This window comes from Kitasatospora sp. NPDC004799 (assembly GCF_040609095.1).
Taxonomy (GTDB): Bacteria; Actinomycetota; Actinomycetes; order Streptomycetales; family Streptomycetaceae; genus Kitasatospora.
This window is the reverse complement of record NZ_JBEXJK010000230.1, coordinates 1-13,599: the sequence shown is the minus strand read 5'-3', so window position 1 is coordinate 13,599 and position 13,599 is coordinate 1. Positions and strand designations below refer to the sequence as shown.

At 75.1% G+C, this 13,599-nt stretch carries 11 protein-coding genes; 8 read left to right on the top strand and 3 right to left on the bottom strand.

The genetic code is table 11. The features are described from left to right. Window positions 1-1,000 (top strand): 2-oxoglutarate dehydrogenase, E2 component, dihydrolipoamide succinyltransferase (gene sucB, locus ABZW03_RS25720; protein WP_355262743.1); only part of this gene is annotated, 1,000 nt, incomplete at its 5' end. Between the two features lie 183 nt (window positions 1,001-1,183). Continuing rightward, entirely contained in the window at window positions 1,184-1,699 is a 516-nt protein-coding gene (locus ABZW03_RS25715; RefSeq protein WP_355262745.1) for a DUF4240 domain-containing protein, read from the top strand. Between the two features lie 75 nt (window positions 1,700-1,774). Here ABZW03_RS25715 and ABZW03_RS25710 read toward each other — a convergent pair whose 3' ends face one another. Continuing rightward, window positions 1,775-2,884 carry a DUF2510 domain-containing protein gene (locus tag ABZW03_RS25710; protein WP_355262740.1) on the bottom strand — a complete coding sequence of 370 codons (1,110 nt, stop codon included), beginning with the start codon at window positions 2,882-2,884 and terminating at the stop codon, window positions 1,775-1,777. A 173-nt stretch (window positions 2,885-3,057) separates the two neighbouring features. Further along, window positions 3,058-3,555 (bottom strand): GNAT family N-acetyltransferase, encoded by a 498-nt coding sequence (locus tag ABZW03_RS25705; RefSeq protein ID WP_355262737.1) that lies wholly within the window; start codon window positions 3,553-3,555, stop codon window positions 3,058-3,060. A 95-nt stretch (window positions 3,556-3,650) separates the two neighbouring features. Here ABZW03_RS25705 and ABZW03_RS25700 point away from each other — a divergent pair, with 95 nt between their 5' ends. The 3 genes from ABZW03_RS25700 to ABZW03_RS25690 all read left to right on the top strand — a co-directional run bounded on the left by ABZW03_RS25700 (window position 3,651) and on the right by ABZW03_RS25690 (window position 7,852). After that, window positions 3,651-4,556 carry a TIGR01777 family oxidoreductase gene (locus ABZW03_RS25700; protein WP_355262735.1) on the top strand — a complete coding sequence of 302 codons (906 nt, stop codon included), beginning with the start codon at window positions 3,651-3,653 and terminating at the stop codon, window positions 4,554-4,556. A 558-nt stretch (window positions 4,557-5,114) separates the two neighbouring features. Further along, window positions 5,115-6,446 carry an FAD-dependent oxidoreductase gene (locus ABZW03_RS25695; protein WP_355262732.1) on the top strand — a complete coding sequence of 444 codons (1,332 nt, stop codon included), beginning with the start codon at window positions 5,115-5,117 and terminating at the stop codon, window positions 6,444-6,446. 179 nt (window positions 6,447-6,625) lie between these two features. Further along, the gene (locus tag ABZW03_RS25690) at window positions 6,626-7,852 is read left to right on the top strand and encodes a cation:proton antiporter (protein ID WP_355262729.1); all 1,227 of its coding nucleotides are present in this window, start codon (window positions 6,626-6,628) and stop codon (window positions 7,850-7,852) included. A gap of 108 nt (window positions 7,853-7,960) precedes the next feature. On the opposite strand, the gene ABZW03_RS25685 is transcribed toward ABZW03_RS25690, so the two are convergent. After that, window positions 7,961-9,829, bottom strand: a complete 1,869-nt coding sequence (locus tag ABZW03_RS25685) for a regulator (RefSeq protein WP_355262726.1) — start codon at window positions 9,827-9,829, stop codon at window positions 7,961-7,963. A gap of 344 nt (window positions 9,830-10,173) precedes the next feature. Here ABZW03_RS25685 and ABZW03_RS25680 point away from each other — a divergent pair, with 344 nt between their 5' ends. The 3 genes from ABZW03_RS25680 to ABZW03_RS25670 all read left to right on the top strand — a co-directional run. After that, window positions 10,174-10,935 (top strand): 3-hydroxybutyrate dehydrogenase, encoded by a 762-nt coding sequence (locus ABZW03_RS25680; RefSeq protein WP_355262724.1) that lies wholly within the window; start codon window positions 10,174-10,176, stop codon window positions 10,933-10,935. 154 nt (window positions 10,936-11,089) lie between these two features. Beyond that, a complete protein-coding gene (locus ABZW03_RS25675; RefSeq protein WP_355262722.1) occupies window positions 11,090-12,460 on the top strand; it encodes an MFS transporter in 1,371 nt (456 codons plus the stop codon). A gap of 106 nt (window positions 12,461-12,566) precedes the next feature. Beyond that, window positions 12,567-13,599, top strand: a 1,033-nt coding sequence (locus tag ABZW03_RS25670; RefSeq protein WP_355262720.1) for a GAF domain-containing protein, incomplete at its 3' end; no start/stop codon positions are given.

Sequence of the window (13,599 nt, the reverse complement as noted above, 5' to 3'; positions counted from 1 at the left end):
GGTCGCTGCCGCTCCGGCTCCGGTCGCCGCTCCGGCCCCGGTCGCCCCGGCTGCTCCGGCCGCCCCGGTGGCCGACAACGGTGACGCCTACGTCACCCCGCTGGTGCGCAAGCTCGCCGCCGAGCACGGCGTCGCGCTGTCCTCCGTCGCCGGCACCGGCGTCGGCGGCCGCATCCGCAAGCAGGACGTCATCGCCGCCGCGGAGGCCGCCAAGGCCGCTCCGGCCCCGGTCGCCGCCGCCCCGGCCGCCGCGCCGAAGGCCGCCGCCGCGCCGTCCGCTCTGCGCGGCCAGACCGTCAAGATGACCCGCATGCGCAAGGTCATCGGCGACAACATGATGAAGGCCCTGCACGAGCAGGCCCAGCTGACCAGCGTGGTCGAGGTGGACGTCACCAAGATCATGTCGCTGCGTGCCAAGGCCAAGGAGGGCTTCCAGGCCCGCGAGGGCGTCAAGCTCTCCCCGATGCCGTTCTTCGTCAAGGCCGCCGCCCAGGCGCTGAAGGTCCACGCGGTCGTCAACGCGCGGATCAACGACGCCGAGGGCACCATCACCTACTTCGACACCGAGAACATCGGTATCGCGGTGGACTCCGAGAAGGGTCTGATGACCCCGGTCATCAAGGGTGCGGGCGACCTCAACATCGCCGGCATCTCGAAGAAGACCGCGGAGCTGGCCGGCAAGGTCCGCGACAGCAAGATCACCCCGGACGAGCTGTCCGGCGCGACCTTCACCATCAGCAACACCGGCTCGCGCGGTGCGCTGTTCGACACCGTGATCGTGCCGCCGAACCAGGCCGCGATCCTGGGCATCGGCGCCACCGTCAAGCGCCCGGTGGTCATCGAGGCCGACGGCGGCACCGCCATCGGCATCCGCGACATGGTCTACCTGTCGCTCTCCTACGACCACCGCCTGGTGGACGGCGCCGACGCCGCCCGCTACCTGGTCTCGGTCAAGGAGATCCTGGAGGCCGGCGAGTTCGAGGTCGAGCTCGGCCTCTGACCCCACCAGGTCCCCGCGGAACCCCGCGTACGGAACCCCGCGTCGTCCCCGGACGGCGCGGGGTTCCGCCGTTCCCGGCCCCGGCCGAACCGGACCCGCGTACCGGCGGCGCGCGCCGAGTCGTGGGCGCGCGCCGAGTCGCGGCATGCGCGGACGCGGCCGAACGGGGATGCTGGAGCCGTGATGGACGAGACGGACTTCTGGCAGATCATCGACGAAACCCGGGACGCCGCCGACGGCGACCCCGACGAACAGGCCGACCTCCTGGTGGAACGGCTCCTCCAGCTGACCCCGGACGACGTGATCGACTTCGCCCGGCTGTTCCAGGCGCGGTTCCACCGCGCCTACCGCCACGACCTGTGGGGCGCGGCCTACCTGCTGCTCGACGGCGCCTCCGACGACACCTTCGACTACTTCCGGTCCTGGCTGATCGGCCAGGGCCGGGAGGTCTTCGAGGGCGGGCTGGCCGAACCGGACGACCTGGCGGACCTGCTGCCCGAGTTCGACGAGGAGGAGGACGGCGAGGCCGAGGACCTCGGCTACGCCGCCGACGAGGCGTACGAGCAGCTGACCGGGCTGCCGCTGCCCGAGGTGGGCGGGCGGCAGGCCGAGCGGCCGTACGGGCCGGTGCTGGACTTCGACGACCCGGACGTCATGGCGAAGCGCTTCCCCAAGCTCTGGGAGCGGTACGGGGATTAGGGTCTGCCGCCTCGGTCGCGGCCCCGGGACCGACCGCGGTCCCGGGGCCGGTTGCGGTCCCGGGGCCGGCCCGCGTCAGGTGCTGCTGCCGGACGACCCGTCCTGCTTGATGCCCTTGAGGATCTGGTCCAGCACCGAGAAGTCCGGCGCGGCCGGGCTGTCGTCCACGCCGCCCTCCATGACCACGTAGCCGCCGCCCTTGGCCGGGAGGGCGACCAGCAGGATGTAGCCCTGGGTGCCGTCCGTGGTGCGGATGTGCCAGCGGGTGGCGTAGCCGAGCACGCCGGCCACGCTGACGAACCCGGAGCCGGCGTCGGTGTGCGAGCTGACGCCGGAGAAGATCTGCCCGGCGTAGACCGGCATCTGGGCGTCGGCGGCCGCCTTGGGCGAGGCGCCCTGGATGGTGTCCTTCTCGACCGAGAACTGGCCGCGGATGCAGGTGTTGCCGTCCGGGCAGGTGTAGCGGCCGGTGCCGAGGTAGACCGACGAGTGCGGCGGGCTGCCGGAGGCCTCCCAGCCCTCGAAGACCGGCACGGTGATCGAGTGCTGGGCGTCGGGGACGGTGCTCTTGAGCACCGGCAGGGGCTTGGGTGCCGCCGGGCTGCTGGTGGGGGCGGTCGGGCTGCCGGTGGGCGCCGTCGGGCTGGGGCGCGGCGTGGGGCTGGTGCTCTGGGTCACGGTGACCGTGGGGTCCGGGGTCGGGTCCGCCTTCGGGTCGCCGCCGCCGCTGAACGCGACCCCGGCGACGATCCCGCCCACCGCCAGGACGGCGACCGCGATGCCGACGATCAGACCGGTCCTCGGCTTGGCCGCCGGGGCCGGCGGCGGGTAGCCCGGCGCCGGGTAGCCGTAGCCCGCGGCCTGCGGCGGGTAGCCGCCCTGGGCCTGGGCCTGGGCCGGGTAGGCGTCCTGGCCTGGGTAGCCGTAGGCGGGCGGCGGGGTGCCGCCCTGGCCCGGGTAGCCGTAGGCCGGGGCGTCCGGGCCGCCGGGGTAGCCGTAGCCGGGCCGCTGGTCGGACGGCGGCCAGGTCGTCTGGGTGGGGGCGTCGGCGAGCCCGCCCGCAACGCCGCCCTGGAGCGGTCGGACCTCGCTGGACCAGGCGTTGCCGTCCCACCAGCGCTCGTGACCGGGGGTGCCGTCCGCACCCGGGACCGGGTACCACCCGGGAGGCGTCGAGTTGCTCACGGGCGTACGGTACCCGGCACGGCGGGCGTCCAGACAGGGCGGGACTGTCACGACTCTGCACCACGCGTCGGGGGCGAACCGCCGCTTCCGGCGGGTCCGTTCGGGCGGGCGGCGAGCAGGTGCGAGCGGGCCCGGAGGAGGTGCGGGCGGGCCAGGGCGGGTGCCCGGCGGGCTCAGTCGGTCAGGCGGCGGGCCATCCAGACGTCGTCCACGTACCGGCCGTCGATCAGGAACTCCTCGGCCAGCAGGCCCTCGACGACGAAGCCGCAGCCCTCGTAGAGCCGACGGGCCGGATCGTTCCAGCCGAGCACCCGCAGGCTCATCTTGCGGGCGCCCTCGGCCCGGGCCGCCGCGCAGGCCGCCTCGACCAGCCGGCGGCCGATGCCCTGGCCGCGGACGGTGCCGTCGACGGCCAGGCCCTGGATCTGCCGCACGTGCCGGTTGCTCGCCAGCGGGGTGGGCGGGACCTGACGGATGTAGCCGACGATCCGGCCGTCCAGCACGGCCAGCAGGAACTGTTCGGGGGCGTGCCGCTCGTCGAACATCGGTGCCTCGACGGACGGTTGCGGGGAGACGTCGGACAGGATGGACCAGGCGGCGTGGTTGAGGACGGCGAGTTCGCGCTCGTCCTCGCTCCGCGCCGTACGGATGATCAGATCGTCGTCAGGCATGCGCGTCATGCTAACGACACGCATGCGAACGTGACGGGCGCTCGGGAACACCGCGGGAGCCCGCGCGAGCGCGCGGGAGCTGCGAGGATGGGCGCATGCGCATCGCTGTCACGGGTTCCACGGGTTTGATCGGTTCGGCGCTCGTCCGCTCCCTGCTGGCGGACGGCCACGAGGTGGTCCGGCTGGTCCGGCACCGCTCGAAGACCGGCCCACGGCCGGACGGCAGCACCGCGATCGGCTGGAACCCGCTGCTCGGCGAGGTCGAGCGGGACGGGCTGGTGGGGGTCCAGGCCGTGGTGCACCTGGCCGGCGCCGGGGTCGGCGACCGCCGCTGGACGGACTCCTACAAGCGGGAGATCCGGGAGAGCCGGGTGTACGGCACCGAGACGCTGGCCGTCGCGCTGGCCGAGCTCAAGGAGCCGCCGCAGGTCCTGGTGAGCGCCTCCGCGGTCGGCTGGTACGGGCAGACCGGTGACCGGGTGGTCGACGAGGACTCCCCCGCGGGCGACGACTTCCTGGCCGAGGTCTGCCGGGAGTGGGAGGACGCCGCCCGGCCGGCCGAGCGGGCCGGGATCCGGGTCGTCCACCCCCGCACCGGGATGGTGCTGTCCTCGTCCGGCGGGGCGGGCGGGCGGCTGTTCCCGCTGTTCAAGCTGGGCCTCGGCGGGCGGCTCGGCAGCGGGCGGCAGTACTGGAGCTTCATCTCGCTGCACGACGAGGTGGCCGCGCTGCGGTTCCTGATCGACCACGACGGCCTCTCCGGCGCCTTCAACCTCACCGCGCCGAACCCGGCGACCAACGCCGAGCTGACCGCCGCGCTCGGCCGGGCGCTGGGGCGGCCGACGCCGTTCCCGGTGCCGGAGGCGGTGCTCAAGGTGGTGCTGGGCGAGCTGGCGGTCGAGGTGCTCGGCAGCCACCGGGTGGTGCCGCGGCGGCTGCTGGACGCGGGCTTCCGCTTCACCCACCCGGACGTGTACTCGGCGGTGCTCGCGGCGATGTGACGGGCGGGCCGGGGCGGGGCTGGCGGGCCGGGGCGGGGCCGGCGAGTCGGGGCGGGCGCGCGGGGTCGGTCGGGCGCGCGGGACGGGTCTGGCGCGCGGGGTCGGTGTCACCGCCCGTGCCGGGTGTCACTGCCCGTGACGGCTGCCGCTGCGGGGAGGGCGGGCGCACGGGACGGCTCTGCGCGCCGGGCGGGTGGGTGTGCGCGCGGGTCGCCTGACACCCGTACGTACTCCGACTACGGCATCCGCCCTGGCCAGCGGCATATGCCGGGCGGGGGCCGAGGGGGCCCGAGGAGGGGGCGCACGGGAGCACATGGCGGGCGCGTCGCACGCCCCCGGTGACCGTACGCGCCCGCCGACCCCCGAACCCGGCCGCACGGCGCACTGTCCGTGACCGCGCCCCCATCCGGCGCCGCACAACCCTCCACACCCCTCGGATCCGGCCCGACCCGCTTGTCTGACGCTCACACTGACGGGGCATCACCCTCCACGGACCGTGTCCCGGCACCCCGCAGCCTGCGTCGGCCGGAGCCCCGGGACCAGGGAGGGAGCACGCCAGTGCCCACGTACGACTTCACCCGCCGCGCCCGTCGGCCGTCCGACCCGGACGTCGTCGTGGTCGGCGCCGGACTCGCGGGCCTGGCCGCCGCCCGCGCGCTCACCGGCCACGGCCTCACCGTTCAGGTCTTGGAGACCACCGACCGGATCGGCGGCCGGATGGCCACCCGCGAGCAGGACGGATTCCGGCTCGACGACGGCAGTCACCTGCTGAACACCGCCTTCCCCGAACTGCGCCGCACGCTCGACCTCGACCGCCTCGACCTGCGCCCGCTCGCGCCCGGCGTACTGGTGCACAGCGCCGGCCGCCGGTACCGCGCCGGGGACCCCCAGCTCACCGTCGCCCGGCAGGCCGCCGCCCGGGCCCCGCTCGGCAGTCCGCTGGACAAGGCCCGGCTGGGCGGCTGGCTCGGCCGCCTCGCCACCACCCCGGTCGGCCGGCTCCAGACCCGGCCGGAGACCACCACCGCCCGCGCGCTGGCCGGCCACGGCCTCTCCCAGCGCACCGTGGACGGCTTCCTGCGCCCGCTGCTCAGCGCGCTGCTCTCCGATCCGGCCCTCGGCACCAGCAGCCGGGTCGCCGACCTGGTGCTGCGCTCCTACGCGCGCGGGCGGCTCTGTCTGCCCGCCGACGGGATCGCGGCGGTACCGGCCCAGCTGGCCGCCGCGCTGCCCGTCGGCACCGTCCGCACCCGGGTGCAGGTCACCTCGATCGCTGCGGACGGCGTGGAGACCCTCGCGCACGGGCGGATCGGCGCCCAGGCCGTCGTCGTCGCGACCGACGCCCGCTCCGCCGCCGAACTGCTGCCCGGGCTGCGGCTGCCGGACTTCCACCCCGTCACGACCTTCTACCACGCGGCCGACGCCGCCCCGCTGGGCGAGGCCGTCCTGCTGCTCGACGGCGACCGGCCGAACGGGCACCCGCCGCTGGTCTCGCACTCGCTGGTGCTCAGCGAGCTGCACCCGTCCTACGCCCCGGCCGGCCAGGCGCTGATCGCCACCACCGTGCTCGGGCGGCGCGCCTTCGACCTGGGCGGACCGGCCGGGCTGGAGCCGGCCGTCCGGGCCCGGCTGGCGGAGCTGTACGGCGTCTCGACGTCGGGCTGGCAGTTCCTCGGCGTGCGGCACGTCCCGGACGCGCTGCCCGCGATGCCGCCGCCGCACAACCGCCGCCGCCCGGTCCGGCTGCTGGCCGGGCTGTACGTCGCCGGGGACCACCGGGACACCAGCACCGTGCAGGGCGCGCTGGTCTCCGGACGGCGGGCGGCGCAGGCGGTGCTGGGCGACCTCGGTGTCCCGGTCGACGCGCGGGAGGCGGAGGCGGCGGCCTGAGGGCCGGGGCCCCGCGTCGGGCCCGACTCCGTGCACCGGCCGGGGCCGCTCGCGCGCAGGTCGAGGCACCGGGACACACCAGCGGTCTGCCGGGGTGACGGACCGACGGCGTGCCAGGATGCCGACGTGCCTGTTCTGACCGTTCATCGGATGGTTTCGACCGTTCGGCCGGTTGCGCGGTGAGCGCCGCCGCCCAGCCGCTGACCCTGATCCTGATCCCCGCCGCAGCCGTGGCCGCCCCGCTGCTCGCCGACCGGCTGCTGCGGTGGATCGCCGTCCCGACCGTCGTGTTCGAGATCGTGCTCGGCGTCCTGATCGGCCCGGACGTGCTGGGCTGGGCGCGCGTCGACGACCTGGTCGACGCGCTCTCCCAGTTCGGCCTGGCCATGCTGATGTTCCTGGCCGGTTACGAGATCGACTTCGCCAAGCTGCGCGGCGGCCCGCTGAAACGGGCGGGCGCCGCGTGGCTGGTCTCGGTGGCCGTCGGGCTCGGCACGGGCGCGCTGGTCAACCGGGACCCGCTGGACGGCGCCTTCGCCGGGCTGGTGCTCACCACCACCGCGCTCGGCACCATCCTGCCGATCCTCCGCGACTCCGGTGAACTGCCCACGCCCTTCGGCTCCCTGGTGATGGCCACCGGGGCGGTCGGCGAGTTCGGGCCGATCATCGCGATCGCCGTCCTGCTCAGCGGCAACTCCCCGGCCCGGACGGCCGTCATCCTCGGGGCCTTCGCGGTGATCACCGCCGTCGCGGTGTTCGGCGCGCGCCGGCCCCGCCCGGCCTGGGCCACCCGGCTGATCGAGCGCACCCTGCGCACCTCCGGGCAGTTCGCGATCCGCGCGGTGATCCTGGTGCTGGCCGCGATGGTCGCCGCCGCGCTCTGGCTGGACCTCGACATGCTGCTCGGCGCCTTCACCGCCGGGATCGTCTCCCGGCTGCTGCTGGCCGGCATCCGGGAGGCCGAGGAGGAGGTGGTCGAGGCCAAGCTGGAGAGCATCGGCTTCGGCTTCCTGGTGCCGGTGTTCTTCGTGGTCAGCGGGATGGACTTCGACCTGGCCGCCCTGCTGGACGACCCGGGCACGCTGCTGCTGGTCCCGGTGTTCCTGCTGCTCTTCCTGGCCGTACGCGGACTGCCCGCCGCGCTGCTCGCCCCGGCCGGGCTCGACCGGCGCGACCGCGCCGCGCTCGCGCTGTACGGGGCGACGGCGCTGCCGCTCGTCGTGGTGATCACCACCATCGAGGTGGACGCCGGGCACCTGCCCTCCTCGACCGCGGCGGCGCTGGTCGGCGCCGGGATGCTGTCGGTGCTGGTGTTCCCGCTGGCGGCGCAGCGGGTGCGCGGCGGCGCGCGGCCGCCGGTGGCGGACGGCGCGGAGCAGCCGAGGGTCCAGGCCGAGAGCTGGTAAGCCGCGCCGAGTGCGCCGAGAGCTGGTAGGCCGCGCCGTGTGCGGGGCCGGCACCCCGCCCACGGCGTACGGATCACCCCGGCCCGCCGGTCAGACCTTCCTCACCGGTCAGATCACCCCCGCCTGCCGTGCCGTCTCCTCGAACGCGCGGGCCACCGGGCTGCCGCGGTAGGGGGTGAGCCGGCGGTGGAAGTCCCGGACGTACTCCAGCGAGCGGGCCGAGCGCATCTCCCCCGCCGCCCGCAGCGCGTCGGTGGCCATGGTGCAGGCCTCGTCGAGGTCCCCCATGCCGAGCCGGGCGGTGGCCAGCACCAGCCGGCAGAAGATCCGACTGCGGGCGTAGGCGGGCGAGCGCAGCCGCAGGGACTTCTCGGCGTGCTGCGCGGCCGTCCGCCACTGCTGGAGGTCGCGGTAGCAGTGGGCGAACTCGTCGGAGAGCTGGGCCTCGTCGAAGTACCGCGCCCAGGAGGGCAGTTCGTCGCCCGACCGGGCCGCCGCCAGGGAGCGCTCGGCGCGCACCAGGGCGGTGGTGCAGGACCGGACGTCGCCCAGCAGGCCGTGCCCGCGCGCCTCGGCGGCGTGCATCAGCGACTGGACCACCGGCGGCACCGCGGTGCCCACGCCCTGCTGGGCGACCCGGGCGAGCTGGACGGCCTCCCGGCCGTGGCCCAGGTGGACGGCCTGCTGGCTCATCGTCACCAGCACGTAGCCGCCCAGCGCGCGGTCCCCCGCGGCCTGGGAGAGGCGCAGCGCCTGGACGAAGTAGCGCTGGGCGAGGCCGTGCGCGGCGATGTCGAAGGACGTCCAGCCGGCCAGCCTGGTGAGGTCGGCGACCGCGCCGAACAGGGCCCGGCCGATCTGCTCGCCGTAGCGGCCGCGCAGCATCGGCTCGGCCTCGCTCTCCAGGTAGCGGACCAGCGCCTGGCGGGCGTGGCCGCCGCCGTAGGCGTGGTCGAGCGCGCGGAAGAGGTCGCCGACGGCGCGGATGGCGGCGATGTCGCCGCGGCCGACCCGCAGGGTGGGGCGGGACTCGCGGGCCGGGTCGGTGTACGGCGGCTCGACGGCGATCGGCGGCCGGCGGCTCTGGATCGGCACCCGGCCGATGGTGGGCGCGGTGCCGGTGGTCCCGGCCGTGCTGCGGGCGGTGGAGGCCCCGGGCGCGCCGGGGGCGGGGCCGCGCGCCGGGCTCCCGGGGGACGCGCCGGGAGCGCCCGGCGCCGGGGCGCCGGTGATGGCCGCGGAGGTCGGGCTGCCGGACGGCGGGCCGGTGGCGGCGTCCGGCCGGGCCAGGGTGGAGCCGTCCCGGGCGACCCGCTCGTCGGTGCGGCCGATCAGCCAGTCCCGGCTGGGGACGACCAGGCCGGCCGGGGTGAAGGCGATCCGGCGCAGCTCGGACTGCGGGCCGTTGTCCTTGCGCCACATGCTCGCCACGATGTCCACCGCTTCCTGCGGCGTCTCGGCGAACTCCAGGCCGGCGTAGACCGGGGCGCAGGCGTCCAGGCCGAGGTCCTGGGCGGTGAGCCGGCGGCCGAGCCGGCGGGTGAAGACCTCGGCGATCAGCGCCGGGGTGGCCCCGCGCGGCTGCTGACCGCGCAGCCAGCGGGTGACCGAGGTCTTGTCGTAGCGCAGGTCGAGGCCGTGCTCCAGGCCGAGCTGGTCGACCCGGCGGGCGAGGCCCGCGTGCGAGAAGCCGGCTTCCTCGATCAGCGCCGCGAGCTGGCCGTTCTGCGGGACCGGGCCGGAGTGGCCGGGGCCGCGGGCCGGGCCGGGCACGGGCCCGGCCGGGCTCTCGTGCCGGTCGGGTGTGGCCTGCACCGGCAGCCGAAGGTCGTCGGCGTCCGGGGCGTCGGCGGGCAGCGTCTCGGCGGTCAGGGCGTCGGGGGCGTCCGGAAGGGTCCGGCCGACCGGCCCTCGGTGCTGGCCGAGCGGGTCGAGCGGTCCGTACGCCGGGCTGTCGGTTGCAGGCCGTTGGGGCATGTCTGTCAACACCTCTCGGACGTCGCACCGGGCCTCACCAGCACTTCGGCGGCCTGGGGCGGCGCCCCCTGTCGGGAATCGGCGTGAATGTAGCGAGCATTCGGGCGCTATGGGCGGATCTGACCGAGCAATCCACCGAACGGGTGAAGCAACCGCGCCCATTGTGGGGAAGCGGCGTCACCTTGGGTTTGCTCTTCCGGGGCCCAGCCGTCGGCTGTTCCGAGGGTCGATCCGCCGTTCGGGCCTCGCTCCGGTGTCATGGCGGACAACACCACAGCTCAGCGGCATGCTGTGGCGGTCCGCCACATGGGAGCGGGGCCGCCGGATTCCTACCGTTCTCGGCCATGGACACCTCTACTGCCCGCCCGCTCGCCGGCCGCACGGCCATGGTCACCGGGGCCGCCTCGGGCATCGGCCGGGCCTGCGCCGAGGCCTTCGCCGGGGCCGGCGCCCGGGTCTACGTCGTCGACCTCGCGGCCGGTCCGGCCGAGGAACTCGCCGAGCGGATCGGCGGCCGCGCGATCGTCGCCGACCTCGCCGACCCCGGGGCCGTGGACGCCCTGCCGGACGACGCCGACATCGTCGTCAACAACGCGGGCCTCCAGCACGTCGCGCCCGTGCACGAGTTCCCGCCCGACCGCTTCGCCCTGATCCAGCGCGTCATGGTCGAGGCCCCGTTCCGGATCCTGCGCCGCACCCTGCCGCACATGTACGAGCAGGAGTGGGGCCGGGTCGTCAACGTCTCCTCCGTCCACGGCCTGCGCGCCAGCGCCTTCAAGTCCGCGTACGTCACCGCGAAGCACGCGCTGGAGGGCCTGAGCAAGACCGTCGCCCTGGAGGGCGCGCCGTACGGCGTCACCAGCAACTGCATCAACCCGGGCTACGTCCGGACCCCGCTGGTGGAGAAGCAGATCGCCGCCCAGGCGCTCGCCCACGGCATCCCCGAGGACGAGGTGGTGGAGCGGATCATGCTCGACCGCACCGCCGTGAAGCGCCTCATCGAACCCGAGGAGGTCGCCCAACTCGCCCTCTGGCTCTGCGCTCCCGCCGCCTCCTACATCACCGGCGCCAGCCTCCCGGTGGACGGCGGCTGGACGGCGCACTGAGCCGGGAGCGCGCCGCGGTCCGGCGGCCCCTCTCATAGGGCGGGCAGGCACATTCGACCCCGGGACTGTGTGGGTCGGTCACATAGTCCCGGGGTCGGCGGCTTCCTACCTTGTGGCGACGTCGTCTCCCCCCTGGTTCTGGAAGTGGTGGCCCATGAGCACCTCTGCACGAGGTACGGAAACCAGCAGCTCACTGCCGAGAGTGGTGGCTGCGAGCCTGATCGGCACGACGATCGAGTGGTACGACTACTTCCTGTACGGAACGGCGGCGGCGCTGGTGTTCGGGAAGCTGTTCTTCCCGCACAGCGACCCGCTGACCGGGACGCTGCTGTCCTTCCTGACCTACGCGATCGGGTTCGCGGCGCGGCCGCTCGGGGCGCTGGTGTTCGGGCACTTCGGGGACCGGGTCGGGCGGAAGAAGCTGCTGGTGGTGAGCCTGCTGCTGATGGGCGGGTCGACCACCGCGATCGGGCTGCTGCCGACGTACGACTCGATCGGGGTCGCCGCGCCGGTGCTGCTGACGGTGCTGCGGCTGGTGCAGGGCTTCGCGCTCGGCGGCGAGTGGGGCGGCGCCGTGCTGCTGGTGTCGGAGCACGGGGACCAGCGGCGGCGCGGGTTCTGGGCCTCCTGGCCGCAGGGCGGGGCGCCGGCCGGGAACCTGCTGGCGGCCGGGGTGCTGTCGCTGATGACGGCGGTGCAGTCGGACGCGGCGTTCCTGGCCTGGGGCTGGCGGGTGCCGTTCCTGCTGTCGGCGGTGCTGGTCGTGGTCGGGATGTGGATCCGGCTCGCGGTGGACGAGTCGCCGCTGTTCAAGCAGGCGCTGGCGGCGCAGCGGACCCGGAAGACCCCCGAACGGCCGCCCCTGGTCGAGGTGTTGCGCGACCACTGGCGGGAGGTGCTGGTGGCCATGGGCGCGCGGATGGCGGAGAACATCTCCTATTACGTGATGACGACGTTCGTGCTCACCTACGCCGTCACCCACGCCCACTTCTCCAAGCAGACCGCGCTGAACGCCGTCCTGATCGCCTCCGCGATCCAGTTCGCGCTGATCCCGCTGTTCGGCGCGCTGTCGGACCGGGTCGGACGCAAGCCGGTCTACCTGGTGGGCGCGGTCGGGGTGGGCGCCTGGGCCTTCGTCTTCTTCGGCCTGGTCGACACCAGGTCCTTCGGCTCGCTGCTCGCCGCCGTGACCGTCGGCCTGGTCTTCCACAGCGCCATGTACGCGCCCCAGGCCGCCTTCTTCTCCGAGCTGTTCGCGACCCGGATGCGGTACTCGGGCGCCTCGATCGGGGCCCAGTTCTCCTCGGTGGCGGCCGGCGCCCCGGCGCCGCTGATCGCCACCGCGCTGCTCAAGGACTACGGCAGCGCCACCCCCATCGCGGTGTACGTCGCCGCCGCGGCGGCGATCACCGTGCTGGCGGTGCTCTGCGGCCGGGAGACCAGGGGCCAGGACCTCGCGGAGGTGACCGGGGAGGAGACGCAGGGGTCGGGCGCGGCCACGGACGGAAGGCCCGCCGTCGCCTGAGGACCGGGTCGGTCGGGTCCGACCGGGCCCGACCGGGCCGAACCGAGCCGGTACGATCGCGCTCTCTCGGACCTGACGGAACCGACGCCGATTGGCAGCCCGCACCATGAACGACCCTCACGAAGGCGCCGCGCCCGCGCTGCGGCGGCTGCTCGACCTGCTCGCCTCCGGCGCCGCCACCGAGGACTTCGCCGACGTGCTGGCCGACGCCCGCCGCCGCGGTGCGCCGGCCGCCGTCCTCGCGGCGATCGACGACGCCACCTGGCAGGCCCTGCGGGTCCACCGCACCCTGCGTCAACACCGGCGCCGCGAAGCCGAGTTGACCGCCCTGTTCGACACCGCCGGGGACCTCGCCGCCTCCCGGGACCTGGACACCGTGCTCCAGGCGATCGTCCGCCGGGCCCGGATGCTGCTCGGCACCGACACCGCGTACCTGACCCTGCCGGACGAGGCCGCCGGCGACACCTACATGCGGGTCACCGACGGCTCGGTCTCCGTCCTGTTCCAGACCCTGCGGCTCAGCCTCGGGCACGGCCTGGGCGGGCTGGTCGCGCAGACCGCCCGCCCGTACGCCACCCCCGACTACCGCACCGACGAGCGCTTCCACCACACCGGCACGATCGACGCGGGCGTGCTGGACGAGGGCCTGGTGGCGATCATCGGGGTGCCGCTGCTGCTCGGCGGGCAGGTCATCGGCGTCCTGTTCGCCGCCGACCGCTCGCCGCGCGCCTTCTCCCCCGACGAGGTCGCGCTGCTCTGCTCGCTGGCCGCGCACGCCGCGATCGCCCTGGACACCGCCAAGTCGCTGGCCGACACCCGGGCCGCGCTCGCCGAGCTGAACACCGCCAACGAGCTGGTACGGGCCCACTCCGCCGCCGTCCAGCGGGCCGAGCAGGCGCACGACCGGCTCACCGACCTGGTGCTGCGCGGCGCCGAGGTGCCGGACGTCGCCGGGGCCGTCGCCGCCCTGCTGGGCGGGGAGATAGCGGTCCTGGACGCCGAGGGCGAGCCGCTGGCCGGGCGCTCCGCCCCCGCCGCCGAACTGCCAGGTCCAGCCCGGCGCGCAGGGCGGCCAGGTCGGCCCGCGGCCCGAAGCGCTCGCGCAGCCGCTCGGCCAGCTCGGCGAGTTCGTCCTCGTC

What these genes read in the sequence shown, in the direction of transcription:
- ABZW03_RS25715 (WP_355262745.1), top strand. Translation starts at nt 1,184, where the DNA reads ATGGACGAGACGGACTTCTGGCAGATCATCGACGAAACCCGGGACGCC.
- ABZW03_RS25705 (WP_355262737.1), bottom strand. Translation starts at nt 3,555, where the DNA reads ATGCCTGACGACGATCTGATCATCCGTACGGCGCGGAGCGAGGACGAG.
- ABZW03_RS25700 (WP_355262735.1), top strand. Translation starts at nt 3,651, where the DNA reads ATGCGCATCGCTGTCACGGGTTCCACGGGTTTGATCGGTTCGGCGCTC.
- ABZW03_RS25685 (WP_355262726.1), bottom strand. Translation starts at nt 9,829, where the DNA reads ATGCCCCAACGGCCTGCAACCGACAGCCCGGCGTACGGACCGCTCGAC.
- ABZW03_RS25680 (WP_355262724.1), top strand. Translation starts at nt 10,174, where the DNA reads ATGGACACCTCTACTGCCCGCCCGCTCGCCGGCCGCACGGCCATGGTC.
- ABZW03_RS25675 (WP_355262722.1), top strand. Translation starts at nt 11,090, where the DNA reads ATGAGCACCTCTGCACGAGGTACGGAAACCAGCAGCTCACTGCCGAGA.